Annotated in this window: 22 protein-coding genes; 11 read left to right on the forward strand and 11 right to left on the reverse strand. The window is 61.4% G+C overall.

Going from position 1 to position 25,871, the window contains the following annotated elements:
* Positions 1 to 3 precede the first annotated feature (3 nt).
* The 5 genes from pilQ to HQ912_RS26380 are packed head-to-tail and all read right to left on the reverse strand — an operon-like array spanning position 4 to position 4,865.
* Positions 4 to 2,076 carry a type IV pilus secretin PilQ gene (gene pilQ, locus HQ912_RS26360; RefSeq protein ID WP_047225964.1) on the reverse strand — a complete coding sequence of 691 codons (2,073 nt, stop codon included), beginning with the start codon at positions 2,074 to 2,076 and terminating at the stop codon, positions 4 to 6.
* The gene (locus tag HQ912_RS26365) at positions 2,073 to 2,618 is read right to left on the reverse strand and encodes a pilus assembly protein PilP (protein WP_173407469.1); all 546 of its coding nucleotides are present in this window, start codon (positions 2,616 to 2,618) and stop codon (positions 2,073 to 2,075) included. Before HQ912_RS26365 ends, pilQ begins: the two co-directional genes overlap by 4 nt.
* Positions 2,615 to 3,238: a type 4a pilus biogenesis protein PilO gene (pilO, locus tag HQ912_RS26370; RefSeq protein WP_047225966.1), complete on the reverse strand. Its 624-nt coding sequence runs from the start codon at positions 3,236 to 3,238 to the stop codon at positions 2,615 to 2,617. Before pilO ends, HQ912_RS26365 begins: the two co-directional genes overlap by 4 nt.
* Positions 3,235 to 3,801, reverse strand: coding sequence for a PilN domain-containing protein (locus tag HQ912_RS26375; protein ID WP_047225967.1), 567 nt, complete (start codon positions 3,799 to 3,801; stop codon positions 3,235 to 3,237). The genes pilO and HQ912_RS26375 overlap by 4 nt, the downstream gene beginning before the upstream one ends.
* A complete protein-coding gene (locus HQ912_RS26380) occupies positions 3,801 to 4,865 on the reverse strand; it encodes a pilus assembly protein PilM (protein ID WP_173407470.1) in 1,065 nt (354 codons plus the stop codon). The genes HQ912_RS26375 and HQ912_RS26380 overlap by 1 nt, the downstream gene beginning before the upstream one ends.
* Before the next feature lie 206 nt (positions 4,866 to 5,071).
* On the opposite strand from HQ912_RS26380, the gene HQ912_RS26385 reads away from it, so the two are divergent.
* Positions 5,072 to 7,516: a penicillin-binding protein 1A gene (locus HQ912_RS26385; protein ID WP_173407570.1), complete on the forward strand. Its 2,445-nt coding sequence runs from the start codon at positions 5,072 to 5,074 to the stop codon at positions 7,514 to 7,516.
* 256 nt (positions 7,517 to 7,772) lie between these two features.
* Here the strand turns inward: HQ912_RS26385 and HQ912_RS26390 are convergent, their stop codons facing one another.
* The 3 genes from HQ912_RS26390 to rpmE all read right to left on the reverse strand — a co-directional run bounded on the left by HQ912_RS26390 (position 7,773) and on the right by rpmE (position 10,271).
* Complete coding sequence (locus tag HQ912_RS26390; protein WP_047225970.1) at positions 7,773 to 9,041, reverse strand: malic enzyme-like NAD(P)-binding protein; 1,269 nt, start codon at positions 9,039 to 9,041, stop codon at positions 7,773 to 7,775.
* 181 nt (positions 9,042 to 9,222) lie between these two features.
* Positions 9,223 to 10,008 (reverse strand): thermonuclease family protein, encoded by a 786-nt coding sequence (locus HQ912_RS26395; protein ID WP_173407471.1) that lies wholly within the window; start codon positions 10,006 to 10,008, stop codon positions 9,223 to 9,225.
* Positions 10,009 to 10,049: 41 nt separating this feature from the next.
* Complete coding sequence (gene rpmE, locus HQ912_RS26400; RefSeq protein WP_047225972.1) at positions 10,050 to 10,271, reverse strand: 50S ribosomal protein L31; 222 nt, start codon at positions 10,269 to 10,271, stop codon at positions 10,050 to 10,052.
* A gap of 292 nt (positions 10,272 to 10,563) precedes the next feature.
* On the opposite strand from rpmE, the gene HQ912_RS26405 reads away from it, so the two are divergent.
* The 10 genes from HQ912_RS26405 (at position 10,564) to HQ912_RS26450 (ending at position 23,706) form a co-directional block, all read left to right on the forward strand.
* Positions 10,564 to 12,783, forward strand: coding sequence for a primosomal protein N' (locus HQ912_RS26405; RefSeq protein WP_047225973.1), 2,220 nt, complete (start codon positions 10,564 to 10,566; stop codon positions 12,781 to 12,783).
* A 196-nt stretch (positions 12,784 to 12,979) separates the two neighbouring features.
* Positions 12,980 to 14,716 (forward strand): arginine--tRNA ligase, encoded by a 1,737-nt coding sequence (argS, locus tag HQ912_RS26410; protein WP_107321407.1) that lies wholly within the window; start codon positions 12,980 to 12,982, stop codon positions 14,714 to 14,716.
* A 1-nt stretch (position 14,717) separates the two neighbouring features.
* The gene (locus tag HQ912_RS26415; RefSeq protein WP_047225975.1) at positions 14,718 to 15,413 is read left to right on the forward strand and encodes an SPOR domain-containing protein; all 696 of its coding nucleotides are present in this window, start codon (positions 14,718 to 14,720) and stop codon (positions 15,411 to 15,413) included.
* Positions 15,414 to 15,694: 281 nt separating this feature from the next.
* Entirely contained in the window at positions 15,695 to 16,225 is a 531-nt protein-coding gene (gene hslV, locus HQ912_RS26420) for an ATP-dependent protease subunit HslV (protein ID WP_003186641.1), read from the forward strand.
* Positions 16,226 to 16,274: 49 nt separating this feature from the next.
* A complete protein-coding gene (gene hslU, locus HQ912_RS26425; RefSeq protein ID WP_047225976.1) occupies positions 16,275 to 17,612 on the forward strand; it encodes an ATP-dependent protease ATPase subunit HslU in 1,338 nt (445 codons plus the stop codon).
* 169 nt (positions 17,613 to 17,781) lie between these two features.
* Positions 17,782 to 18,159 (forward strand): gamma-butyrobetaine hydroxylase-like domain-containing protein, encoded by a 378-nt coding sequence (locus HQ912_RS26430; RefSeq protein ID WP_047225977.1) that lies wholly within the window; start codon positions 17,782 to 17,784, stop codon positions 18,157 to 18,159.
* Between the two features lie 275 nt (positions 18,160 to 18,434).
* A complete protein-coding gene (phaC, locus tag HQ912_RS26435) occupies positions 18,435 to 20,114 on the forward strand; it encodes a class II poly(R)-hydroxyalkanoic acid synthase (protein WP_047225978.1) in 1,680 nt (559 codons plus the stop codon).
* A 258-nt stretch (positions 20,115 to 20,372) separates the two neighbouring features.
* Positions 20,373 to 21,230 carry a poly(3-hydroxyalkanoate) depolymerase gene (gene phaZ / locus HQ912_RS26440; protein ID WP_047225979.1) on the forward strand — a complete coding sequence of 286 codons (858 nt, stop codon included), beginning with the start codon at positions 20,373 to 20,375 and terminating at the stop codon, positions 21,228 to 21,230.
* 112 nt (positions 21,231 to 21,342) lie between these two features.
* A complete protein-coding gene (gene phaC / locus HQ912_RS26445; protein WP_107321406.1) occupies positions 21,343 to 23,025 on the forward strand; it encodes a class II poly(R)-hydroxyalkanoic acid synthase in 1,683 nt (560 codons plus the stop codon).
* Between the two features lie 60 nt (positions 23,026 to 23,085).
* On the forward strand, positions 23,086 to 23,706 hold the full coding sequence (locus HQ912_RS26450) for a TetR/AcrR family transcriptional regulator (RefSeq protein ID WP_047225981.1): 621 nt from the start codon (positions 23,086 to 23,088) through the stop codon (positions 23,704 to 23,706).
* A gap of 245 nt (positions 23,707 to 23,951) precedes the next feature.
* Here the strand turns inward: HQ912_RS26450 and HQ912_RS26455 are convergent, their stop codons facing one another.
* The 3 genes from HQ912_RS26455 to HQ912_RS26465 form a co-directional block, all read right to left on the reverse strand.
* The gene (locus tag HQ912_RS26455) at positions 23,952 to 24,824 is read right to left on the reverse strand and encodes a phasin family protein (protein ID WP_076383008.1); all 873 of its coding nucleotides are present in this window, start codon (positions 24,822 to 24,824) and stop codon (positions 23,952 to 23,954) included.
* Positions 24,825 to 24,834: 10 nt separating this feature from the next.
* The gene (locus tag HQ912_RS26460; protein WP_076383010.1) at positions 24,835 to 25,257 is read right to left on the reverse strand and encodes a phasin family protein; all 423 of its coding nucleotides are present in this window, start codon (positions 25,255 to 25,257) and stop codon (positions 24,835 to 24,837) included.
* 252 nt (positions 25,258 to 25,509) lie between these two features.
* Positions 25,510 to 25,785 (reverse strand): polyhydroxyalkanoic acid system family protein, encoded by a 276-nt coding sequence (locus tag HQ912_RS26465; protein ID WP_076383012.1) that lies wholly within the window; start codon positions 25,783 to 25,785, stop codon positions 25,510 to 25,512.
* Between the last annotated feature and the right edge of the window lie 86 nt (positions 25,786 to 25,871).

The following is a 25,871-nucleotide window of genomic DNA, read 5'->3' on the forward strand; positions in this document are numbered from 1 at the left end:
GAATCAACGACTCACAGCAATCGCCTGGTTATTCATGATACGCGGAGTGAGGAACACCAGCAGCTCGGATTTTTGCTCCGAAACCACATCACGCCGGAAAAGGCGGCCAAGATACGGCACATCGCCAAGAAATGGCACCTTATCTACGACCTTGCTCTGAGTATTTGAGAAAACCCCGCCAATCACAATGGTCTCGCCGTCATTGACCAGCACCTTGGCGTTGACCTCGTTTTTCTTGATTGGCGGCACATCATTCACCTTGTTCAGGTAATCCGGCTCATCCTTGGTGACCTTGACCTCCATGATGATGCGGTTGTCCGGGGTGATCTGCGGGGTCACCTCCAAGGACAGCGAGGCCTCCTTGAACGACACCGAGGTGGCACCACTGGAACTGGCTTCCTGATAGGGAATCTCCGTGCCCTTGAGGATTTTTGCCGTCTCTTTGTCGGACGTCACCACCTTGGGCTGAGAGACGATTTCCCCGTTGCCGGTTTTCTCCATGGCCGTCAATTCCAGGTCCAGCAGTACATTGTCGGTGATGAAGGCGATGCCGATGCCGGAGGTATTGCCCGACGCGCCCAGATCGACAAACGGCTGGTTGGTGCTGGTGCTGCCCGGCGTGCCGATGGTGGTGGAGTCGCCGGTGGTGACCCCTGAAGTGTTCCAGTTGCCTTTGTTCTGGATCGATCCACCCCAGCGCACGCCCAGGCTCTTGTCGTAGTCAACGTTGGCCTCGACAATCCGCGCCTCGATCATCACCTGGCGCACCGGGATATCCAGCTGCGCCACGATCCGGCGCAGTTCGTCGAGCCGGTCCTGGGTCTGGTAGGCAATGATGTTGTTGGTTCGCTCATCGACCGTGATCGTACCGCGCTCATCGGCCTTGGCTTCGGCGCTGGTCACCGACTGGAACAGCTTGGCGATGTCCGCAGCCTTCGCATAGTTGACCTGCAACAGCTCACGCCGTAGCGGCGCCAGGTCGGCAATCTGCTTCTGGGATTCGAGTTCCTGGCGCTCACGGGCCGCGATTTCGTCGGCGGGGGCGACCAGCAGCACATTGCCGACCTTGCGCTTGTCCAGCCCTTTGGTCTTGAGCACCAGGTCCAGCGCCTGGTCCCAAGGCACATTTTGCAGGCGCAGGGTAATGCCGCCCTGCACCGTGTCACTGGCCACCAGGTTGAGGTTGGTGAAATCGGCAATCAGTTGCAGGACCGAGCGCACCTCGATGTCCTGAAAGTTGAGGGACAGCTTTTCACCGCTGTAGGCCTCGCGACTGGCATCGCGTTTTTGCAGATCCTCGACAGTCATGGGTCGGACACTGACGGTCAGTTTGTTGTCCGTCTGGTAGGTGGAGTAATCGAAAGTACCGCTGGGTTCGATGCTGATGGTGGCCCGGTCGGCGCCGGCACTGGCATTGACGAACTGCACCGGGGTGGCGAAGTCCTTGACGTCCAGACGCACGCGCAGCGGTTCGGGTAACCGGGTCTTGGCGAAGTTGAGGATGATCTTGCCTTCACGCTCCTGGATGTCCGGGGCGATCGAGGGGTCCGACAGATCGATCACCACGTTGCCTTCGCCCTGGGTGCCGCGCTGGAAATCTACCCCTCGGATCGCCTTGCCCACCGGCGCACTGGCTCTGGTGGGCACAGCGCTGGGAGCCGCCGGGCGTGGCGCCTGGGCAGTAGCGCTGGCAACCGCTCCCTTGCCGACCACCACGAGCAGGCTGTTGCCCTCCACCCGCGCGGTATAGGGCGCAAGCTGGGTAAGGCCAATGATCAGACGGGTACGATCAGCCGCCTCGACCACCGTGGCGCTTCGCGCATTGCCAGCACCAAGATCATGTCTCTTGTGGGCCAACTGGCTGGTCACCCCCGGCAGATCCAGAGCGATCCGGGCCGGCTGCTCGGTCGTGTAGCCCCGAGGCGCAGGGGGCGGCCCGTCGAAGGTGAGTTTCAACTCGATGCGGTCCCCCGGCAGCGCCGCGACATCCAGCGTTTTCAGATTGACCGCATGAACCATCGGCGACAACAGCGCTATCCATAGCGAAATACCGAGGGCTGAAAAAAACCTGTTCATTGTTCGAGTTCCACTATTGAGTGCTCTTTCAGAGGAATGGTCCGTGGCCGTTCCAGCCAGGCGCCCTCGCCATCAGGAACGATTTCGACCACCTCGACCTGGGTGGCGCTAATGCCGACGATCCGCCCGTCGTTGCGTCCCAGATAGTCACCGATCTTGAGCCGGTGCACCCCGCCCGCGCCGCGCAGCAGCGCGAAGGAGCCGCTGACGTTGGAAATCGTCCCGACCATTTCAAACTGCTCGATGTTGAAGCCTTCCAGGTATTGCTTGACCCGAGTCGGGTCGGGCCGGACGTTGCGTGCACCCTTCTGGCGGCCGGCCTGATCCACCCTGACCTGCCGTGAAAACGGGCTGCGCAGGTCGGCGGCGCTGTAAGTGAAGGTTTCGTAAGGCCTGAACGTCGGCGTTGGCTCGATCTTGCCGGGCGGGCGCAGCCGCACTTCGTTCATGTAGGCGTCCAGGTCGCTGAAGCCGTTATCGTTGTTGCAGCCCGCCAGCACGACCAGCCCCGCCAGCAGGATAATGCGCCAAGCCGGCTTCATGGCTGCACCTCCTGCTCGTTGTACCGGTAGGTCTTGGCCTGGATGCTCATGCGCAGTTTCGCTCCTGCGTCGGGCTCCATCGGGGCGATGTCGAAATCGTGCAGCGTGACGATCCGTGGCAGTCCGGCAACGCCGCTGACGAAGGTTGCCAGGTCATGATAGTCGCCGGTCACAGTAATCTGGATCGGCAGTTCGATGTAAAACGGCTGGGTGACCTCCGGTAACAGCTTGATCTCCTCGAACTCCAGACCACTGCCCAGACCGGTACGGGTGATGTCCTCCAGCAGGCCTGGCACTTCGGTGTCACTGGGCAATTGCCGCAACAGCACGCCGAAGGAGGCTTCCATCTGCTTCATCTGTTCGGTGTAGCGCTCCAGGTTCGCGGCCATGTGAGCTTTGCCCGCAAACTGTGCCTTGAGGGTGTTTTCTTCTCCGCGCACTTGCTGCAGTTGGTTCTCCAGGTCACTCAAGGCAAAGTTGTAGCCCAACCCCAGCACCAGGATGACCAACAGGATGCCGCTCAACCATTTGACCGGCATCGGCCAGGAGCCAATGTTGTTGGTATCCAGCTCACTGATGTCGATCTTGCGCAGCGCTTCGAACCACTCTCCCGGCTTCATTGGGCGTCCTCGACAATGGCCGGACGGGTCTGGCGAACCGTCAGCTGGAAGACGTTGGCCTGATCGAGCTGACCGGCCGTGGTGGCCTTGACTTCCGTCAGGCTGGGCGCATCGAACAGGTCCGATGAGTCCAGGTTACGCATCAGGTCCGAGACCCGGTTGTTCGATTCCGCCGCGCCCTTGATGGAGAGGGTCTTGTCTTCCATCTTCACTTCGGTGAAATACACCCCGTCAGGCAGGGTGCGCGCCAGTTGATCGAAGATGCGCCCGCTCACCGGCCGGTTACCCTGCAAGTCCTGGATGATGCGCATGCGCTCCAGCAGTTGCTGGCGGCGGGCCTTGAGTTCGCTGATCTGCTTGATGCGCTCGTCCAGCACGGCTATCTGCTCGCTGATATGACTGTTGCGAGCCATCTGGTGGTCAATGGCACTGTCCAGGTAGCGGACCGCAATCAGCGTCAGGCCCACCGCACCGACCAATGCGCCCACCAATGCCAGCAAAAAGCGTTTGCGACGCTCCTCACGCAGCTCCTCTCGCCAGGGAAGAAGGTTGATCCGCGCCATCAGTCGAAGCTCCTGAGGGCCAGCCCGCAGGCAATCATCAAGGCCGGTGCGTCACTGGCCAGGGCACCGGCGTTGACCTTGCTGCCCAGGGCCATGTTGGAAAACGGGTTGGCCACCTGGGTCGACGTGCCCAGGCGCTGTTCGATCAGCCGGTCCAGGCCCGCGACCGAGGCGGTGCCTCCAGCCAAGAGGATGTGGTCCACCGCACTGTACTGGCCCGAGGCGAAGAAAAACTGCAAGGACCTCGATACCTGTTGCACCAGGGCCTCGCGAAAAGGTTGCAGGACCTCACCGAGGTAATCGTCCGGCAGGCCACCCTGCTTCTTTGCCTGCCCGGCCTGCTCGGGTGACAGGCCGTAGCGGCGCTGGATTTCTTCGGTGAGCTGGCGACCGCCGAACAATTGTTCGCGGGTATAGATGATGCGCCCGTTATGCAGCACGCTCAGGGTGGTCATGGTGGCGCCGATGTCGATCACCGCCACCGTCAGCCGCTCCTGGGACGCGGCCAGTTGCGTGGCAAGCAGCCCGAAGGCGCGCTCCAGCGCGTAGGCCTCCACATCGACCACCTTGGCCGTGAGCCCGGCGAGCGCCAGCGCAGCCTCGCGAACTTCGACGTTTTCCTTGCGACAGGCGGCCAACAGCACCTCGACCCGCTCGGCGCTGCGCGGTGAAACGCCCAGGACTTCGAAGTCGATGGCCACCTCGTCCAGCGGATAAGGAATGTATTGATCGGCTTCGATCTTGAGCTGGTTTTCCATGTCGTCGTCGGAAAGTCCGGCGTCCATCTCGATGGTCTTGGTGATCACCGCCGACCCCGCTACAGCCACCGCCACGTTACGCAAGGGTGTTCTGGCCTTGGCGAGCACCCGTGACAATGCCTGGCCCACGCCCTCGAGCTCGGCGATGTTCTTTTCGACCACGGCGTTGGCCGGCAACGGCTCGACCGCGTAAGACTCGACACGGTAGCGGTCACCCTGGCGGCTCAACTCGAGCAGCTTCACCGACGTGGAACTGATGTCTATCCCCAAAAGCGTATGGGCTTTTTTATTGAAGAGTCGTAGCACTACCAATTCCCTATGACTATCCGTGAGTTACGGACTCTCTAATATGCGTTGCGTTCAATCACTCCGGCCCGACGGACGTCCGGGTGGCGTTACCGACGAAAAAAAATGCTTATAATGCCCAGCGTTTTTTTCGCTTTGTTGCAAGCACGGGTCCTTCCCTGCACCTGGCGCCTTTTCATTCTTTGCCTGGATATCCAAAAGCCTTGATTCGTCTGCTGAAATTTTTCGGATGGTCCATCCTCGCCGTTTTCTGCGGACTGCTCCTGGGTCTGAGCGGTGCGTTTCTTTACCTTAGTCCGGGATTGCCGTCCGTGGAGGCGCTGAGAAGTATTCAGTTGCAGATTCCATTGCGGGTGTACAGCAGCGACGACAAGTTGATCGCAGAGTTTGGCGAAATGCGCCGCACGCCGATCCGTTTCGCCGACATTCCCCCCAATTTCATCAATGCGTTACTAAGTGCTGAAGACGACAACTTCGCCAATCACTACGGCGTCGATCCGGGCAGCCTGATGCGGGCGGCTAGCCAGCTGATCAAAAGCGGCCATATCCAGTCCGGTGGCAGCACCATCACCATGCAGGTGGCGAAAAACTTCTTCCTGACCAGTGAGCGCAGCTTCTCGCGCAAGACCACCGAGATCCTCCTGGCCCTGCAAATCGAGCGACAGCTGACCAAGGACGAGATCCTGGAGCTGTACGTCAACAAGATCTACCTGGGCAACCGCGCCTACGGTATCGAGGCGGCGGCGCAGGTGTATTACGGCAAGTCGATTCGTGATGTGAGCCTGGCGCAAATGGCGATGATCGCCGGCCTGCCCAAGGCACCGTCGCGCTTCAATCCACTGGCCAACCCGGCGCGCAGCAAGGAACGTCGCGACTGGATCCTGGGGCGCATGTACAAGCTGGGCAAGATCAGCGAGGCCGAATACACCGCAGCGATCAATGAGCCTCTGAACGCCAGCTACCACGTGCCGACCCCCGAGGTGAACGCGCCGTACATCGCCGAAATGGCCCGTGCCGAGATGGTTGGGCGTTATGGCAGCGACGCCTACACCGAGGGTTTCCGCGTGGTCACCACGGTGCCGAGCAATCTGCAGGAGATGGCCAACACCGCGCTGCACGAGGGTCTGATCACCTACGATCAGCGCCACGGCTACCGCGGGCCTGAATCGCGCCTGCCAGGCAAGACCAAAGAAGCCTGGGCCGAGGAATTGACCAAGCAGCGCACCATCAGCAGCCTGGAACCGGCGATCGTCACCCAGGTGGACAAGGACGGCATCATGGTGCTGACCCGCAATGGCGAGCTGGAAGAGCACGTGAGCTGGGAGACCATGAAATGGGCCCGCCCATTCCTCAACACCAACAGCATGGGCGCCAACCCCCGACAACCGTCGGACGTCGCCCAGGTCGGTGATCTGATCCGGGTACAGCGCCAGCCGGACAACACCCTCAAGTTCAGCCAGATCCCGGCCGCCCAAGGCGCCCTGGTGTCGCTTGACCCGCAGGACGGCGCCATCCGGTCGCTGGTCGGTGGCTTCGCCTTCGAGCAGAGCAATTACAATCGCGCGATGCAGGCCAAGCGCCAGCCGGGTTCAAGCTTCAAACCGTTCGTGTACAGCGCCGCCCTGGATAACGGCTACACCGCCGCCAGCCTGGTGAACGACGCACCGATCGTGTTTGTCGACGAATACCTGGACAAGGTCTGGCGCCCGAAGAACGACACCAATACCTTCCTGGGTCCGATCCGCATGCGCGAAGCGCTGTACAAGTCGCGTAACCTGGTATCGATCCGTTTGCTGCAGGCGCTGGGTGTGGACCGTACCATCGACTACATCAGCAAGTTCGGCTTCAACAAGCAGGACTTGCCGCGCAACCTGTCCCTGGCCCTGGGCACCGCAACCCTGACCCCGATGGAAATCGCCACGGGCTGGAGCACGTTCGCCAATGGCGGATACAAAGTCACCCCGTACCTCATCGACAAGATCGAAAGCCGCAACGGCGACACGTTGTTCCTCGCCAACCCACCACGGGTGCCTTCAGGCGAACAGGCCAGCGACGGCGTCGCCGCACCGGCCAGCGAGACGTTCACGGTAGAGGCAACACCAGGTGAAGCCACGACAGCGCCAGCCGTACCGCAAGCGCCGGTCATCGCCGAGCGCATCATCGATGGCCGCACCACCTACATTCTCAACAGCATGCTGCAGGACGTGATCAAGCTCGGCACCGGCCGCCGCGCCCTGGCCCTGGGCCGTACCGACCTGGCCGGCAAGACCGGCACCACGAACGAATCCAAGGACGCCTGGTTCTCGGGCTACAACGGCGATTACGTCACCACCGTCTGGACCGGGTTCGACCAGCCTGAAAGCCTCGGTCGGCGCGAATACGGCGGCACCGTGGCGCTGCCGATCTGGATGAGTTACATGGGCGCTGCCCTCAAGGACAAACCGCCACACACCCAACCGGAACCCGAAGGCATCCTCAGCCTGCGGGTTGACCCGGTCAGCGGCCGAGCAGCCACCCCAGGCACTCCGGGAGCGTACTTCGAGCTGTTCAAGAGCGAAGACACCCCACCGTCAGTCAACGAGCTGGGCAACGGCGTAGCGCCAGGCAGCCCGCTACCGGCGGATGAGGCGGCGCCGATCGATTTGTTCTGATCGGGCTTCTCGCAAAAAGCCCCGCCTTCGAAAGAAGCGCGGGGCTTTTTTCAGGCCCTCAAATTACACACCCCCCTGTAGGAGCCGAGCTTGCTCGCGATGGCGGCAGGTCAGCTTGCATCCATGCTGAATACCAGACTGCAATCGCGAGCAAGCTCGGCTCCCACAGGATTTGCGGTGGTCACACAAAATCGGCAGGTACAAAAAAGCCCCGACTCAAAGAGAGCCGGGGCTTTTTATTGAACGCTACAACGGCTTAACCGTTGAACACGTCATCCACGCTCTTGAGCGGGTAGTTCTTCGGATACGGCAGGGTAGCCACGCCGGTCTCGATCGCGGCCTTGGCCACGGCGTCGGAGATCAGGGTGATCAGGCGGGCATCCATTGGCTTGGGAATGATGTACTCACGACCAAATTCCAGCTTGATGCCGCCGTAGGCATCGCACACTTCCTGAGGCACTGGCAGCTTGGCCAGTTCGCGCAGGGCGTTGGCGGCCGCGACTTTCATTTCTTCGTTGATGCGCTTGGCGCGAACGTCCAGGGCACCACGGAAAATGAACGGGAAGCCCAGTACGTTGTTGACCTGGTTCGGGTAGTCCGAACGGCCGGTGGCCATGATCACGTCGCTGCGGGTAGCGTGAGCCAGTTCCGGGGAGATTTCCGGATCCGGGTTCGAGCAGGCGAACACGATCGGGTTCGGCGCCATGCGCAGCAGGTTTTCCGGGCTCAGCAGGTTCGGACCCGACAGGCCAACGAATACGTCGGCACCGTCCAGCGCGTCGGCCAGGGAGCGCTTGTCAGTGGCGTGGGCAAACACGGCCTTGTACTGGTTCAGGTCGTCACGGCCGGAATGAATCACGCCGGTACGGTCAACCATGAAAATGTTTTCGATCTTGGCGCCCATGCTCACCAGCAACTTCATGCAGGAGATGGCCGCAGCGCCGGCACCCAGGCAGACGATCTTGGCTTGTGGCAGGGTTTTGCCAGCGATTTCCAGGGCATTGATCATGCCGGCCGCGGTCACGATCGCGGTGCCGTGCTGGTCATCGTGGAACACTGGAATGTCGCACTGCTCGATCAGGGCACGTTCGATCTCAAAGCACTCAGGCGCCTTGATGTCTTCCAGGTTGATGCCACCGAAGGTAATGGAGATACGCTTGACGGTGTCGATGAAGGCTTGCGGGCTTTCGGAGTCGACTTCGATGTCGAACACGTCAATACCGGCGAAACGCTTGAACAAAACGCCCTTGCCTTCCATGACCGGCTTGGAGGCCAATGGGCCGAGGTTACCCAGGCCGAGAATCGCGGTGCCGTCGGAAATGACTGCCACCAGGTTGCCCTTGCCGGTGTATTTGTAGGCCAGCTCAGGGTCGCGAGCGATTTCGCGTACTGGTTCGGCTACGCCGGGGCTGTAGGCCAGCGACAGATCGCGGGCAGTAGCGGTGGCCTTGGTGAGCTCGACACTCAGCTTCCCTGGACGAGGATTAGCGTGATATTCGAGAGCGGCAGTTTTCAGATCAGACATGTGGGCATTCCGCTTTTTACTGTGTTGGACAGACGGACCGCCGAGGATACGCGCCTCGCAAAGTCCCTACAAGACTGACCAGTCACCCCTGTCAAGCGCGCCCCCCTACGACTTTGGGCCAAGAGCCGCAGAACACAAGGCCTATATGCATACAATCCGAAGCATAAATGTCTACAATTTTTTATCGAGACGCGCGACTCAACATCCCTGGATCGGTCAACGGCAGTAACCAGCGCGCCTGCCCCGGCTCAAGCCCGCCGCGACGCGAACGGTCGACCACCCAGCCACGCGCTTCGATCCGCTTGCCTTTGAGTCGCTCGAGCGACGCCATATCGAAGCGACTCACCAGATTGGGGGCAACGCGCAATACAACCGGCCCCTCCAACTGGAGCCAAATACCGCCGCGATTGCGCGAGACGTCGATCACGCGACCAGTGAGCACGGCAAAGCCTGGTGCCTTGATATTGTGCGCCTCAAGCACAGGCGAACGCTTCCACACCCCGACGCCCGCTTCCCGCGCCTGGCGTTCGGCAGCGCGCTGACAATGCGCCAGATCGACATTCGGCGCGACCACCACGTGAAATCCCAAGCCCTCGGCGAGCAACTGCGCTTCCAGATTCTGACCGTCGGCGCTGTAGACATGGGCCAGCGTGCGACCGTAGCGATCCTTGCCTTCCTTGCCGGGCACCAACCCCACGCGCCCCGCACTGGCGCCCACCAATGCCTCAAGGCGCCGGCGTGCAGCGACGGCGAACGGCTCATCGGAACGCCCTCGACGCCCCAGTTCAGGACTGTTGAGACCGATCATGCGCACGCTGCGGCCATCAGCCAGGCGCAGGGTATCGCCGTCCACCACCTTCTGGACCGTCACATGGGCCAGGCCAGGTGGCGCCGGGCAGAAGGCCTGCGCGCTGCTCAGCCAAATCGCGGACACAAAAAAGGCGCCCGCAAGGGACGCCTTCTTCATCAGTCTGGAGCAGCCGAAACGACCATCCAAAATGATTAGCCTCAGGCTTTTTTGGTAGCGCCAAAAGCACCGAAACGATCGGCGAACTTCTGAACGCGGCCGCCGGTATCCAGAGTCTTTTGCTTACCGGTGTAGAACGGGTGGCATTCGTTGCAAACGTCGATCGACAGGGCTTTGCCGTAGGTCGAACGAGTTTCGAACTTATTGCCGCAGCTGCAGGTCACGGCAATTTCTGGGTATTCCGGATGGATATCGGTTTTCATGGGGTTTTCCTCAGGCTAGCGTGCCGCCACCCAACACTATTGTTGAATACCGCACGTAATTAGGCCGCGGATTCTACCAGACAACATCAATCACGCAAGCTATGACTTGTACCAACCGTCTGCTAGGCTCCCCGCCTCATGCGCAAGCTCTTCTGTGGGAGCGAGCCTGCTCGCGATGGCGGTGGATCAGCCGCATGGGTATTGGTTGACACTCCGCCATCGCGAGCAGGCTCGCTCCCACAAGGGTTGTGCCAAGCCTTCTGAATTTGTCTGTATATCGAGACCCTCCCGCGTGCCCGACGCCATCCTGCGCCTCGCCCTGCCTTCGCCTCTGCGCCGCCTGTTCGACTACCGGGCCCCGGCCGGAGTCCTGCGTGAGCAGTTGCATCCGGGCATGCGCCTGCGGGTGCCGTTCGGCCGACGGGAGATGATCGGGATTCTGGTCGAGGTCGCCGACCACAGCGAAGTCCCGGCCGACAAACTGAAGCCGGCCCTGGCCTTGCTCGATGCGACGCCGCCGCTGCCCGCCTCGCTGTTCAAGCTGTGCCTGTGGACCTCCCAGTACTATCAACACAGCCTCGGCGACACCCTGAGCTGGGCGCTGCCGGTATTGTTGCGCCAGGGCGAACCGGCCGAGGCACGCCAGGAGCGGTTCTGGTCGGTAGCACCGGGCGCCTCGCTGGACGACCCGCGCATCGCCCGCGCCCCGCGTCAGCGTGAGGCCCTGGCGACCCTGGCCCAGCATCCCCACGGCGTGGCCCATCAGCTATTGAGCAAACTGATGCTCAGCAAGGACAGCCTCGACCTGCTGCTGGCCAAGGACCTGGTCCAGGTAGACATCCGCCGGCACGCTCCGGGTGTTCGCCATGAGCATTGGCTGGCCCAGCCGGAACTGCCGCTCAATGCTGAACAGCGGGCCGCCTGCGAGGCGATTCGCGCCGGTTTCGACAGCTATCACGCCTTCTTGCTGGCCGGCGTCACCGGCAGCGGCAAGACCGAGGTCTATCTGCAACTGATCCGCCAGACCCTGGAAGCCGGCAAGCAGGCCCTGGTACTGATTCCGGAAATCAACCTTGGGCCACAGACCCTGGCGCGCTTCGAACAACGCTTCAACGCGCGGATCGCCCTGGTGCATTCGGCGGTCAACGACCGAGAACGCCTGGAAGCCTGGCTCGCCGCCCGGGACGGTGAGGCCGACATCATCATCGGCACCCGCTCGGCCCTGTTCACACCGATGAAAAACCCCGGCCTGATCATCATCGACGAAGAACATGACGGCTCTTATAAGCAGCAGGAAGGCCTGCGCTACCACGCCCGCGATCTGGCCCTGGTGCGGGCGCGCCAGGAAAACATTCCCATTGTTCTCGGTTCAGCCACGCCGTCCCTGGAAAGCCTGCACAATGCCTACACCGGACGTTACGGGCTCCTGCGCCTGAACGAACGGGCCGGCGGCGCCAAGCAGCCACGGTTTCTGCGCCTGGATGTAAAGAGTCGTCCGCTGGACAGCGGCATTTCCGGGCCGATGCAACAAGCCATCGGCCAGACCCTGGCCGCCGGGCAACAGGTCTTGGTGTTCCTCAACCGCCGGGGTTTCGCCCCGACCCTGCTGTGCCATGACTGCGGCTGGATGTCGGGCTGCGAACGCTGCGACGCACGCATGACCGTGCACCAACGCCACGGCGAGCTGCGCTGCCATCATTGCGGCCACGCCGAACGAGTGCCGAGGCACTGCCCGCAGTGCGGCAAAGTGGACCTGCGCCCGGTGGGGGCCGGCACCGAACGCGCTGAAGAACGGCTGGGCATCCTGTTTCCCGATTACCCGGTACTGCGGGTCGATCGCGACAGCACTTCGCGCAAGGACGCCATGAATCAGTTGTTCGCTACCATTCAGAAAGGCCAGCCGTGCATCCTGGTGGGCACGCAGATGCTCGCCAAGGGGCATCACTTTCCTCGGGTCACGCTGGTGTCGATCCTTGATGCCGACGGCGGACTGTTCTCCGGCGACTTCCGTGCCAGCGAGCGCATGGCGCAGTTGATCGTTCAGGTCGCAGGCCGGGCCGGACGGGCCGAGGAGCCGGGCAAGGTAATTATCCAGACCCACCTGGCCGACCATCCGCTGCTGATACAACTGACCGAACAAGGCTACTTCGCCTTCGCCGAGCAGGCCTTGAGCGAGCGTCGCGGCGCCGGCCTGCCGCCGTTTGCTCACCTGGCATTGTTGCGGGCCGAAGCCCATAAGCCCGGGCAGGCCGAAGCGTTCCTTGACGAAGCCTGCAGCGAGGCCGAACGCTTGCTGGGGCAACAGAACCTCACCGGCATCGAACTATTGGGCCCGGTACCGGCTCCGATGGAACGACGGGCCGGGCGTTACAGGGCTCAACTTCTACTACAGGCCAATGCCCGGGCCCCTTTGCATCGGCTATTAAGTACCTGGCTGCTGGCGCTGGAGCAGATGCCCAGCGGGCGGGCGGTGCGCTGGTCGCTGGATGTGGATCCGGTGGATTTGTATTGATCCAGACATCCTCATCGCGAGCAGGCTCGCTCCCACATTGGAATGCAATTTCCTGCTCGCGATGAGGCCCGAATAGCCACCACACATCCCCACCCGACCCGCTACAGTTGGCAAGCTTGCCTTCGCCACGGATAATGCCCAGTTTTTCCACCAGCGCATCGAAGCGCCGCCGCGCCTGCGGTTGAAAGAGAAGACCATGAAAGACACCATTCGCCAGCTCATCCAGCAAGCCATCGCCCAACTCGTCGCTGAAGGTGTGCTGCCAGAAGGCCTGTCGCCGGCGATTCAGGTCGAAAACACCCGTGACAAGACCCACGGCGATTTCGCCAGCAACATCGCGATGATGCTCGCCAAACCGGCCGGCATGAAACCGCGGGACCTGGCCGAAAAGATCATCGCCGCGCTGCCGGCTGACGAAAACGTCAGCAAGGCTGACATTGCCGGCCCAGGCTTCATCAATTTCTTCCAGAACACCCAGGCCCTGGCCTCACGCCTGGACGCGGCCCTGGCCGACGAACGCATCGGCGTGCGCAAGGCCGGTCCGCTGCAACGCACCGTGGTCGACCTTTCGGCCCCCAACCTCGCCAAGGAAATGCATGTCGGCCATCTGCGCTCGACCATCATTGGTGACGGCGTGGCCCGGGTACTGGAGTTTCTCGGCGACACGGTGATCCGCCAGAACCACGTCGGCGACTGGGGCACCCAGTTCGGCATGCTGATGGCCTACCTGCAGGAAAACCCGATCACCAGCGATGAGCTGTCGGACCTGGAGAACTTCTACCGCGCCGCCAAGCAACGCTTCGACGAGTCGCCCGAATTTGCTGACCGCGCCCGTGGCCTGGTGGTCAAGCTGCAGGCCGGCGATGCCGAGTGCCTGGCGCTGTGGACCAAGTTCAAGGACATCTCCCTGTCCCACTGCCAGAAAATCTACGAACTGCTGAACGTCAAATTGACCATGGCTGACGTGATGGGCGAAAGCGCCTACAACGACGACCTGATCAACGTGGTCAACGACCTCAAGGCCAAGGGCATGCTGGTGGAAAGCAACGGCGCCCAGTGCGTATTCCTCGAGCAGTTCAAGACCGCTGACGGTGAGCCGCTGCCGGTGATCATCGTCAAGGCTGACGGCGGCTACCTCTACGCCACCACCGACCTGGCGGCCGTGCGCTACCGCAACAACGTGCTCAAGGCCGATCGAGTGCTGTATTTCGTCGACCAGCGCCAGGCCCTGCACTTCCAGCAAGTGTTCGAAGTCGCACGCCAGGCCGGTTTCGTGAGCCATCCGATGGAGATGGAACACATGGGCTTCGGCACCATGAACGGCGCCGACGGTCGTCCGTTCAAGACCCGCGACGGTGGCACGGTCAAGCTCATCGACCTGCTGAGCGAAGCCCAGGACCGCGCCTACACCCTGGTCAAGGGCAAGAACCCGGACCTGGCCGAAGACGAACTGCGCCAGATCGCCAAGGTCGTGGGCATCGACGCGGTGAAATACGCCGACCTGTCCAAGCACCGCACCAGCGACTACAGCTTCAACTTCGACTTGATGCTCAATTTCGAGGGCAACACCGCGCCGTACCTGCTGTACGCCTACACCCGCGTGGCCGGTGTGTTCCGCAAGCTCGGCAAGAACTTCGATGAGGTCGACGGCCGGATTGTGCTTCAAGCCCCTCACGAACAGGAGCTGGCAGCCAGACTGGCGCAGTTCGGCGAAGTGCTGAACAACGTCGCAGACAAAGGCACCCCACACACCCTGTGCGCGTACCTGTACGATGTGGCCGGTCTGTTCTCCAGCTTCTACGAGAACTGCCCGATCCTCAACGCCGAAACGCCAGAGCAAATGCAGAGTCGCCTGCGCCTCGCCGCACTGACCGGGCGCACCCTCAAGCAAGGCCTGGAACTGCTGGGCCTGGAAACGCTGGAGCGCATGTAAGTTGGCCGCCAAGAAAAAACCTGCACCCAAACGCGGCGCCAGTCGTTACCAGCCCCCAGCCAAACAGCCGATTCCCGGCTGGTTGTGGATGGCTATCGGCCTGACCGTCGGCGCTTTCATTGTGTTTCTGATGAAGCTGGAGCCGGGCCAGGGCGATGACGTCAAGCGCGTGCGCCAAGAGCAACAGAAAGCCACGCGCATCGCCGAGGCCAACAAGACCCCGCCGAGCCCGACGCAACCGGTCAAGCCCAAGTACGACTTCTACACCCTGCTGCCGGAATCGGAAGTCATCGTGCCGCCCGATGCCGTGCCGGAGAAAACCCTGCCGACGCCACAGGTGCCCACCACGCCGGTAACTCCGGCCGAAGCGGCGAAGATCGACACCGCTCGCGCTCAGGCAGCCCTGGCCGGCATCACGCCGCCGCCGGCTCCGCCCGTGCAGAAAGCCGCTCCGGTGACGAAGTTCTTCCTGCAGGCCGGCTCGTTCCGCAAGGAAGCCGACGCCGACAAGGTACGCGCGCAGATCATTCTGCTGGGCCAGTCCGTGGCGGTGGAGTCCGGCACGGTGAAGGAAGAAACCTGGTATCGGGTGCTGGTCGGTCCGTTCAGCAACCGCGAAGAACTGACAAAAGCCCAAAAACAATTGGCCGGCAGCGGTTTCAGCAACCTGTTGTTACAACAGCGCCAGAGCCGCTGAAGCAGGTGAACGCAGCCCTGTGGCGAGGGGATTTATCCCCGCTGGGCTGCGCAGCAGCCCCTAAAGGCTTGATGCGATAGACCTGCCATACCGCATCGCAGATCTTAGGGGCGCTGCGCGCCCCAGCGGGGATAAATCCCCTCGCCACAGGGGCCGTGATCAGCCCTCAAAGCAAAACAAGCCACTCGTCCCCTCTCCCACCCCACAGTTGAAAAAACCCACGCCACCCCCATATGAGTTCCATCCGGGCATTTTCGCCCCGCTGCGTGGAGACTCTTCCCTTGACCACCATCGTTTCAGTCCGCCGTCATGGCAAAGTCGTCATGGGCGGCGACGGCCAGGTTTCACTAGGCAACACCGTGATGAAAGGCAATGCGAAGAAAGTCCGCCGCCTGTACCACGGCCAGGTCATCGCCGGCTTCGCCGGGGCCACCGCCGATGCTTTCACCCTGTTCGAGCGTTTCGAAGGCCAGCTTGAGAAACATCAGGGCCACCTGGTGCGTGCCGCCGTGGAACTGGCCAAGGAATGGCGTACCGACCGCTCCCTGAGCCGCCTCGAAGCCATGCTCGCGGTCGCCAACAAGGACGCCTCGCTGATCATTACCGGTAACGGTGACGTCGTTGAACCCGAGGATGGCCTGATCGCCATGGGTTCCGGCGGCGCCTACGCCCAGGCCGCAGCCAGCGCCCTGTTGAAAAAGACCGATCTGTCGGCCCGCGAAATCGTCGAGACTGCCTTGGGCATCGCCGGCGACATCTGCGTCTTCACCAACCACACCCAGACCATTGAGGAGCAGGATCTCGCGGAATAAGCCTGGCCCTGTGCCACGGCTCATTCCTGCTTGAGGACCGCCAAATACTATGTCCATGACTCCCCGCGAAATCGTCCACGAACTCAACCGCCACATCATCGGCCAGGACGATGCCAAGCGCGCCGTCGCCATCGCCCTGCGTAACCGCTGGCGTCGGATGCAGCTGCCTGAAGAGCTGCGCGTCGAAGTGACCCCCAAGAACATCCTGATGATCGGCCCGACCGGTGTCGGTAAAACCGAAATCGCCCGTCGCCTGGCCAAACTGGCCAACGCGCCGTTCATCAAGGTCGAAGCCACCAAGTTCACCGAAGTCGGTTATGTCGGTCGCGACGTCGAGTCGATCATCCGCGACCTGGCCGATGCCGCCATCAAGTTGCTGCGCGAACAGGAAATCACCAAGGTCCGTCACCGCGCCGAAGATGCCGCCGAAGAGCGCATCCTCGACGCGCTGCTGCCGCCAGCGCGCATGGGCTTCAACGCCGAATCCGCTGCGACCCAGGACTCCAACACCCGCCAGCTGTTCCGCAAGCGCCTGCGCGAAGGCCAGCTCGACGACAAGGAAATCGAGATCGAAGTGGCCGAAATGGCCGGCGTCGACATCTCCGCGCCGCCCGGCATGGAGGAAATGACCAATCAATTGCAAAGCCTGTTCGCCAACATGGGCAAGGGCAAGCGCAAGAACCGCAAGCTCAAGGTCAAGGAAGCGCTGAAACTGGTTCGCGATGAAGAAGCCAGCCGCCTGGTCAACGAAGAAGAGTTGAAGGCCAAGGCCCTGGAGGCCGTCGAGCAGCACGGCATTGTGTTCATCGACGAAATCGACAAGGTCGCCAAGCGCGGCAATGTCGGCGGCGCCGACGTGTCCCGCGAAGGCGTGCAACGCGACCTGCTGCCGCTGATCGAAGGCTGCACGGTCAACACCAAGCTGGGCATGGTCAAGACCGACCACATCCTGTTCATCGCCTCCGGTGCGTTCCACCTGAGCAAGCCCAGCGACCTGGTGCCCGAGCTGCAAGGTCGCCTGCCGATCCGCGTCGAGCTCAAGGCCCTGACGCCGGAAGACTTCGAACGCATCCTGAGCGAACCCCACGCGTCCCTGACCGAACAGTATTGCGCCCTGCTCAAGACCGAAGGCCTGAACATCGAGTTCGCGCCGGAAGGCATCAAGCGCCTGGCGCAGATCGCCTGGCAGGTCAACGAGAAGACCGAGAACATCGGTGCCCGGCGCCTGCACACCCTGCTCGAACGCCTGCTCGAGGAAGTCTCGTTCAGTGCCGGCGACCTGGCCAGCGCCCATAACGAAGCGCCGATCCTCATCGATGCCGAGTACGTCAACAGCCACCTGGGTGAACTGGCAGAGAACGAAGACCTGTCGCGGTATATCCTGTAAGTCACCGACAGGTTTCCTCGGACCTGTGGGAGCGAGCTTGCTCGCGATGGCGGCGTATCATTCAACCAATGCGTTGACTGTCAAACCGCTATCGCGAGCAAGCTCGCTCCCACATGGACCTTTGTCGTTTTTGCAGATCAAGGCTCCCTTCAGAAACGGATCAGAGGCCATGACCAAACTCCCCAGCGCCATCAACCTGCACAAAGCCTCCAAGACCCTGACGCTCAAATACGCGCCGGACGAGGAGTATCACCTGCCCGCCGAATTCCTGCGGGTGCACTCGCCTTCCGCCGAGGTCCAGGGCCACGGCAAACCGATCCTGCAATACGGAAAAATCGGCGTCGGCCTGACCAAGGTCGAACCGGCCGGCCAGTACGCACTGAAATTGACCTTCGACGACGGTCACGACAGCGGACTGTTCACCTGGGACTACCTGTACCAGTTGGCGGTACGCCAGGAGGACCTGTGGAACGATTATCTTGCCGAACTCAAGGCGGCCGGAAAAACCCGCGACCCGAACGAGTCGGTCGTCAAGCTGATGCTCTAACTCAAGGGCTGGCGCTTTAGGGCGAATTTTCTAGACTCATCTGCTTGAATGCCCCCGCGGCAACGTCAATGACTGGCCTGCTTGCGAAAAAAATTAAACTCGGGTAACCAATGGAGCTGGCAAGTTCCCTGCAAAGGAATCGGCGAATTCCTTGCACATGTTTCCTCATTGCCTCGATGCGGAATTAACGGTCACACGAGCAGCGTACCTGGCATTGGCTATGGGCTTTCTGGCATGGCCCAGGTACTCGTCTGAAGGACAATGGAGCGTCGTAGATGAGCAACAAGAACAACGATGACCTGAAGTACCAAGCCTCGGAAAATACCCTGGGGTTGAATCCTGTCGTCGGCTTGCGCAGAAAAGATCTGCTGGCCTCTGCCCGAATGGTGCTGACCCAGGCCATCAAACAACCGCTGCACAGCGTCAAGCACGTCGCCCATTTCGGCGTCGAACTCAAGAACGTCCTGTTCGGCAGATCCGAGCTGCAACCTGCGGGCGATGACCGTCGCTTCAACGACCCGGCCTGGAGCCAGAACCCGCTCTACAAACGCTATCTGCAAACCTACCTGGCGTGGCGCAAGGAGCTGCACGCCTGGATCGACGAGAGCAACCTTTCGCCCCAGGACATCAGCCGCGGGCACTTCGTGATCAACCTGATGACCGAGGCCATGGCCCCGACCAATTCGGCAGCCAACCCGGCGGCGGTCAAACGCTTTTTCGAAACCGGCGGCAAGAGCCTGCTGGACGGCCTTTCGCACCTGGCCAAGGACCTGGTGCACAACGGCGGGATGCCGAGCCAGGTCGACATGGGCGCATTCGAAGTCGGCAAGAGCCTGGGCGTGACGGAAGGCGCCGTGGTGTTTCGCAACGACGTGCTGGAGTTGATCCAGTACCGCCCCATCACCGAACAGGTCCACGAGCGCCCACTGCTGGTGGTGCCGCCGCAGATCAACAAGTTCTACGTCTTCGACCTGAGCCCGGACAAGAGCCTGGCGCGCTTCTGCCTGCGCAGCAATGTGCAGACGTTCATTGTCAGCTGGCGCAACCCCACCAAGGAGCAGCGCGAGTGGGGCCTGTCGACCTACATCGAGGCACTCAAGGAAGCGGTGGACGTGGTCACGGCCATCACCGGCAGCAAGGATGTGAACATGCTCGGAGCCTGCTCGGGCGGCATCACTTGCACCGCGCTGCTGGGGCATTACGCCGCTCTGGGCGAGAAGAAGGTCAACGCCCTGACCCTGCTGGTGAGCGTGCTCGACACCACCCTGGACACCGACGTGGCGCTGTTCGTCGACGAGCAGACCCTGGAGGCGGCCAAGCGTCACTCCTATCAAGCCGGCGTGCTTGAAGGTCGCGACATGGCCAAGGTCTTCGCCTGGATGCGTCCCAACGATCTGATCTGGAACTACTGGGTCAACAACTATCTGCTGGGCAACGAGCCGCCGGTGTTCGACATTCTGTTCTGGAACAACGACACCACCCGGCTGCCGGCGGCATTCCATGGCGACCTCATCGAGATGTTCAAGAACAACCCGCTGATCCGGCCCAATGCACTGGAAGTGTGCGGCACACCGATCGACCTCAAGCAGGTCACCGCCGACATCTTCTCCCTGGCCGGCACCAACGACCACATCACCCCTTGGAAGTCCTGCTACAAATCCGCACAGCTGTTTGGCGGCAAGGTGGAATTCGTGCTGTCGAGCAGCGGTCACATCCAAAGCATCCTCAACCCACCAGGTAACCCCAAGTCGCGCTACATGACCAGCGAGGACATGCCGGCCAAGGCCGAGGACTGGCAGGAGAACTCCACCAAGCACACCGATTCCTGGTGGCTGCATTGGCAGGCCTGGCAGGCAGAACGCTCGGGCAAACTGAAAAAGGCACCCACGGTGCTGGGCAACAAGACTTATCCGGCGGGAGAAGCGGCGCCGGGCACGTATGTGCATGAGCGGTAACTGGTGCAACTCGTCTGTTGCAGCCGTGAGGTTACTCACGAAAGCATGTCAACAGCCGACATTAATGCAAGGCCCACGCCGCTGGTGAACGCAAACTTGCGTTAACAGCAGATCCAATGTGGGAGCGAGCCCGCTCGCGATAGCGGTGCGTCAGGCAACAGTGATGTTGAATGCAACGGCCTTATCGCGAGCAGGCTCGCTCCCACAGGGATCGGGGGAAAAATGAAAGACAGCGACCCAACCCACAGGGCTTGAAGCATGCCGCAACCGTACATCTTCCGTACCGTCGATCTGGATGGCCAGACCTTGCGCACCGCGGTACGCCCCGGCAAGCCTCATTTGACGCCCCTGCTGATTTTCAACGGCATCGGCGCCAACCTTGAGCTGGTGTTCCCGTTCATCCAGGCCCTGGACCCGGACCTGGAAGTCATCGCCTTTGACGTTCCCGGCGTCGGCGGCTCGTCGACGCCCAGCCGGCCGTATCGCTTTCCCGGCCTGGCAAAACTCACCGCGCGGATGCTCGATTACCTCGATTACGGACAGGTCAACGTGATCGGCGTGTCCTGGGGCGGCGCCCTGGCCCAGCAATTTGCCCATGACTACCCTGAGCGCTGCAAAAAGCTGGTGCTGGCGGCCACCGCCGCTGGCGCAGTGATGGTGCCGGGCAAACCGAAAGTGCTGTGGATGATGGCCAGCCCCCGGCGCTACGTGCAACCGTCCCACGTTATGCGTATCGCCCCACTGATCTACGGCGGCTCGTTCCGCCGCGACCCCAGCCTGGCGGCCAGTCATGCGGCCAAGGTGCGTTCGGCCGGCAAGCTGGGTTATTACTGGCAACTGTTCGCCGGCCTGGGCTGGACCAGCATCCACTGGCTGCACAAGATCCACCAGCCGACCCTGGTGCTCGCCGGCGACGACGATCCACTGATCCCGTTGATCAACATGCGCATGCTGGCCTGGCGCATCCCCAACGCCCAGCTGCACATCATCGACGACGGCCATCTGTTCCTGATTACCCGGGCCGAGGCTGTGGCGCCGATCATCATGAAGTTTCTGGAGGAAGAACGTCAGCGCGCGGTCATGCACCCGCATCCCGCGCCGCTGGGTGGCGGCTGACACCGCCCAAAAGCGCCTGGCAGGACGCCGGATCGCGCAACTACCCGGAACAGCGACTATGTTGTCTGGTTCGGTGTGTTTGTTTTTAGCCTGATGACGAAGGAGTTGACTCATGCGCGACAAACCGGCGAAGGGTTCCATGCCCGCCCCTGCCAACTTCATCAACGCACAAAGTGCGGTCACCGGCCTGCGGGGCCGGGACCTGCTTTCCACCCTGCGCAGTGTTGCCGTACACGGCTTGCGCAACCCAGTGCACAGCGCCCGGCATGCGTTGAAGTTGGGCAGCCAGTTGGGCCGCGTGCTGCTAGGGGAAACCCTGCACCCCACCAACCCCAACGACAAGCGTTTCGCCGATCCCACCTGGGAGCTCAATCCGTTCTATCGTCGCAGCCTGCAGGCCTACCTGAGCTGGCAGAAACAGATGAAGAGCTGGATCGACGAATGCGACATGAGCCCCGATGACCGTGCCCGGGCTCACTTCGCTTTCGCCCTGCTCAACGATGCCGTATCGCCTTCCAATACCTTGCTCAACCCGCTGGCGGTCAAGGAGCTGTTCAATTCCGGCGGTACCAGCCTGATTCGTGGCATCAGCCACTTGGTGGACGACCTGCTGCACAATGACGGGCTGCCGCGGCAAGTCACACCTCATGCCTTCGAAGTCGGCAAGACCCTGGCGACTACACCGGGGGCGGTGGTGTTTCGCAACGAAATGCTCGAGCTGATCCAGTACAAGTCCATGAGCGAAAAGCAATACGCCAAGCCGTTGCTGATCGTGCCGCCGCAGATCAACAAGTTCTACATCTTCGACCTGAGCCCTTCCAACAGCTTCGTCCAGTACGCCCTGAAAAACGGTTTGCAGGTGTTCATCATCAGTTGGCGCAACCCCGATGTACGTCATCGCGAATGGGGCCTGTCCAGCTATGTCGAGGCAACGGAAGAAGCCATGAATGTCTGCCGGGCGATCACCGGCGCTCGTGAGGTCAACCTGATGGGCGCCTGCGCGGGCGGCATGACCATCGCCGCCCTGCAAGGCCATCTGCAAGCCAAGCGCCAACTGCGCCGGGTCGCCAGCGCCACTTACCTGGTGAGCCTGCTGGACAGCCAGATGGAGAGCCCCGCCACGCTGTTCACTGACGAGCAGACCCTGGAAGCCGCCAAGCGCCGCTCCTATCAGAAAGGCATCCTCGATGGCCGCGACATGGCCCGGGTGTTTGCCTGGATGCGCCCCAATGACCTGATCTGGACTTATTTCATCAACAACTACCTGCTGGGCAAGGAGCCGCCGGCGTTCGACATCCTCTACTGGAACAACGACTGCACCCGACTGCCGGCGGCCTACCATGGCGACCTGCTGGACTTCTTCAAGCACAATCCCTTGACCCACCCCGGCGGCCTGGAAGTGTGCGGCACACCGATCGACCTGCAAAAAGTGACGGTGGACAGCTTCAGCGTGGCGGGCATCAATGACCACATCACGCCATGGGACGCGGTCTATCGCTCAACGCTGTTGCTCGGTGGCGAGCGGCGCTTCGTGCTGTCCAACAGCGGTCACGTCCAAAGCATTCTCAACCCGCCGGGCAACCCCAAGGCCAACTACGTCGAAAACCCGAAACTGAGCAGCGACCCGCGGGCCTGGTATTACGACGCCAAGCACATCGAGGGCAGTTGGTGGACCCAGTGGCTGGGTTGGGTCCAGGAACGCTCCGGCGCCCAACGCGAAACACAGATGACCCTGGGCAACGCGAACTACCCGCCCCTGGAAGCGGCGCCGGGAACCTATGTGCGCGTGCGCTAAGGGCTCACTCCACGGCCAGACACTGGGCCGTGGCACGATTTCCATCACTAAGAAGACCGGATGAAAACCCGCGACCGCATTCTTGAATGCGCCCTGCAGTTGTTCAATGAGAAGGGCGAACCGAACGTTTCCACCATGGAAGTCGCCAACGAAATAGGCATCAGCCCAGGCAATCTCTATTACCACTTTCATGGCAAGGAGCCCCTGATCCTCGGGTTGTTCGAGCGCTTCCAGGGCGAACTGGCACCGCTGCTGGACCCACCGGCAGATGTACAACTGGCGCCGGAAGATTATTGGCTGTTCCTGCACCTGATCGTCGAACGGCTGGCTCAATACCGGTTTCTGTTCCAGGACCTGTCGAACCTGGCCGGACGCCTGCCAAAACTGGCCAAGGGCATCCGCCAGTTGCTCAACGCCCTGAAACGCACCCTGGCCTCGCTGCTGGCGCAACTCAAGGCCCAGGGGATGCTGGTCAGCGATACCCAGGCATTGGGGCAACTGGTGGAACAGATCACCATGACCTTACTGTTCTCGCTGGACTATCAGCGAATCCTCGACCGCGAGGGTGAAGTTCGACTGGTGGTCTATCAGGTCATGATGCTGGTAGCGCCGCATCTGCCGCCGGCGGCAAAGGTTGCCACCGAGCAACTGGCGTTGCGGTACCTGGAAGAGCACGACTAACGACCAGCAGAGGAAGATCCCTTGTGGGAGCGAGCCTGCTCGCGATGGCGGACGCACATCCAACATCAATGTGGCTGACACACCGCTATCGCGAGCAGGCTCGCTCCCACAATGTTTTCTGGGTGATTTCAGTATTTGCATCACCGCCCCCCTGTAGGAGCAAGCCCACTTCTGCGGTGCATCAAATGAATACGCATAAAAAAACCCGACCTTCACAGGCCGGGCGTTTTTGTTTGCCCTGGATATCAGGACTGGGTGGTAGGCGTCGATGGAGCCGGCGCAGCGGTCGGGGTAACCGCCGGAGTCGGAGCCGAAGCGGAGTTCGCGGGGCTCGTCGGGGCGGCCGGTTTGGCGGCAGCAGTCGGCGCCTTCGGTGCGGCAGCTTTTGGCGCAGCCGGTTTTTTCACCGCAGGCTTTTTCGCCGCGGCGGGTTTGGCCGCCGCTTTTGCCGCAGGCTTGGCAGCAGGTTTGGCGGCCGCGGTTTTGGCAGCCGGCTTGGCCGCTGCTTTGGTCGCGGGTTTGGCTGCTACCGGCTTGGCCGCTGCCTTGGCGGCAGGTTTGGCGGCTGCGGTTTTCGCCGCCGGCTTGGCCGCTGCTTTTGCCGCAGGCTTAGCGACGGCTTTCGCCGCGGCCTTGACCAATGGCTTGGCTGCCGTCTTGGTGGCAGGTTTGGCTGCCGCAGTCTTGGCCGCCACTGGCGCGACCTTGGCGCCGGTGAGTTTTTCGATCTGCTTGGTCAGGGTGTCGACCTTGCTGTGCAGCGCCTTGACTTCATTGCGGCTCGGCACGCCCAGCCGAGAGATCGCGCTGTTCAGGCGCTTGTCGAAAGCCCCTTCCAGTTCGTCCCACTTGCCCAGTGCGCGATCCTTCACACCGCCGATTCGCGACTTGGCGGACTCGACGGAGTCCTTGGTGGCATCGACTTGTTTGCCGACCGCCGTCTTGGTGAGTTTTTCGGCCTTCTCGCCGTCCTTAACCAGGGACTCGAAGAGTTTGCTGCCGTCAGTGTCAATCTTCGAGTACACGCCTAAACCAGCAAGCCAGATTTTGCGGGAGTATTTTTCAATCTTCCCGGCCCACGAGCTGCCTTCTTTTTCGGTGATTTTTTTGCCAGCCATCCCGTTCTCCTTAATGTTTACGCGCGACACGTTCAAGCAATGCCGTCAGCTCATCGAGCTTAGCAGAGAGTGTCTCAACGTCATGTTTAGACGGAATGCCGATACGATTCAAGGCACTTGCAACACGGGCGTCGAATACCTTCTCGACTTTATCGAGTTGTACTTCAACCCGGGCCTTGAACGTGTTGACGTCAGTCTTGGCTTCAATCAGTTCGCTGTTGGCCGCCTCGAGTTTTCCGGCAATGTTCTTTTTGCCTTTGGTTTCAACAACTTCACCGGCTTTTACCAACTCCTGGAAGTACTCGCTGCCTTCCTGGCCGACCTTGGTGTAGGCGCCCAGGCCCGCCAGCCAGATCTTGCGCGCGTACGTTTTCACGTCGCTGAGCGTGGAAGATTCAACGTCGGTTTTTTTCTTCAAAATAACTTTGGCCATGGTGCACCTCACTCGATAACAGGTTTGAGGAACTGCCCGTACACGGTCGGGCTCAGGAACAAAGTAGTGACAATAATTAGAAACGGCACCCTAACTACTGCCACAGAATCCGAGGTGATGACTTCCCCTGTGGGAGCGAGCCTGCTCGCGATGGCGATAGACCGGCAACATTGATGTTGAATGACACGCCGCTATCGCGAGCAGGCTCGCTCCCACAGGTGAATGAGTGATGAACTTGAGTCATCTCTTCAATCAAGCCAATGCTTTATCCAACGCCTTTTCAATTTCCGTCTTGATCGTGCCGCTCATGGCCGACATCAACATGCCCAGTTCGACATCGACGCGGATCGAGTCCTCGCCCACATGCACCTCGCCTTTGACCCCGGAGCGCTTGAGCTTCAGCGTGTCGCCCGACCACTGCGGCTCCAGGCCATAGCTGTCGGACAGTTTCTGCGCCAACTGGTCGGCTTTCGCGCGGGCCGCTTCCTTGCCCAGGCCATGGGCACGCTCAACTGTTATACGGGCCATCTGATGACTCCTGTTTTATCGGGACTTGCCTGCACGTTTCTGACCCTGGCTGCGTCAAAACGTCCCGGCGGTCGCTCATCTTACCT

Source organism: Pseudomonas sp. MPDS, from assembly GCF_013283895.1.
GTDB classification, from domain to species: Bacteria; Pseudomonadota; Gammaproteobacteria; order Pseudomonadales; family Pseudomonadaceae; genus Aquipseudomonas; species Aquipseudomonas rhizophila.

Excerpts from the sequence above, each read along its gene's own strand:
- HQ912_RS26395 (WP_173407471.1), bottom strand. The coding sequence starts at position 10,008 with ATGAAGAAGGCGTCCCTTGCGGGCGCCTTTTTTGTGTCCGCGATTTGG.
- argS (WP_107321407.1), top strand. The coding sequence starts at position 12,980 with ATGAAAGACACCATTCGCCAGCTCATCCAGCAAGCCATCGCCCAACTC.
- HQ912_RS26450 (WP_047225981.1), top strand. The coding sequence starts at position 23,086 with ATGAAAACCCGCGACCGCATTCTTGAATGCGCCCTGCAGTTGTTCAAT.
- phaC (WP_047225978.1), top strand. The coding sequence starts at position 18,435 with ATGAGCAACAAGAACAACGATGACCTGAAGTACCAAGCCTCGGAAAAT.
- rpmE (WP_047225972.1), bottom strand. The coding sequence starts at position 10,271 with ATGAAAACCGATATCCATCCGGAATACCCAGAAATTGCCGTGACCTGC.
- pilQ (WP_047225964.1), bottom strand. The coding sequence starts at position 2,076 with ATGAACAGGTTTTTTTCAGCCCTCGGTATTTCGCTATGGATAGCGCTG.
- HQ912_RS26430 (WP_047225977.1), top strand. The coding sequence starts at position 17,782 with ATGACCAAACTCCCCAGCGCCATCAACCTGCACAAAGCCTCCAAGACC.
- phaZ (WP_047225979.1), top strand. The coding sequence starts at position 20,373 with ATGCCGCAACCGTACATCTTCCGTACCGTCGATCTGGATGGCCAGACC.
- HQ912_RS26460 (WP_076383010.1), bottom strand. The coding sequence starts at position 25,257 with ATGGCCAAAGTTATTTTGAAGAAAAAAACCGACGTTGAATCTTCCACG.
- HQ912_RS26390 (WP_047225970.1), bottom strand. The coding sequence starts at position 9,041 with ATGTCTGATCTGAAAACTGCCGCTCTCGAATATCACGCTAATCCTCGT.
- HQ912_RS26465 (WP_076383012.1), bottom strand. The coding sequence starts at position 25,785 with ATGGCCCGTATAACAGTTGAGCGTGCCCATGGCCTGGGCAAGGAAGCG.
- pilO (WP_047225966.1), bottom strand. The coding sequence starts at position 3,238 with ATGAAGCCGGGAGAGTGGTTCGAAGCGCTGCGCAAGATCGACATCAGT.
- phaC (WP_107321406.1), top strand. The coding sequence starts at position 21,343 with ATGCGCGACAAACCGGCGAAGGGTTCCATGCCCGCCCCTGCCAACTTC.
- HQ912_RS26455 (WP_076383008.1), bottom strand. The coding sequence starts at position 24,824 with ATGGCTGGCAAAAAAATCACCGAAAAAGAAGGCAGCTCGTGGGCCGGG.
- hslU (WP_047225976.1), top strand. The coding sequence starts at position 16,275 with ATGTCCATGACTCCCCGCGAAATCGTCCACGAACTCAACCGCCACATC.
- HQ912_RS26375 (WP_047225967.1), bottom strand. The coding sequence starts at position 3,801 with ATGGCGCGGATCAACCTTCTTCCCTGGCGAGAGGAGCTGCGTGAGGAG.
- HQ912_RS26365 (WP_173407469.1), bottom strand. The coding sequence starts at position 2,618 with ATGAAGCCGGCTTGGCGCATTATCCTGCTGGCGGGGCTGGTCGTGCTG.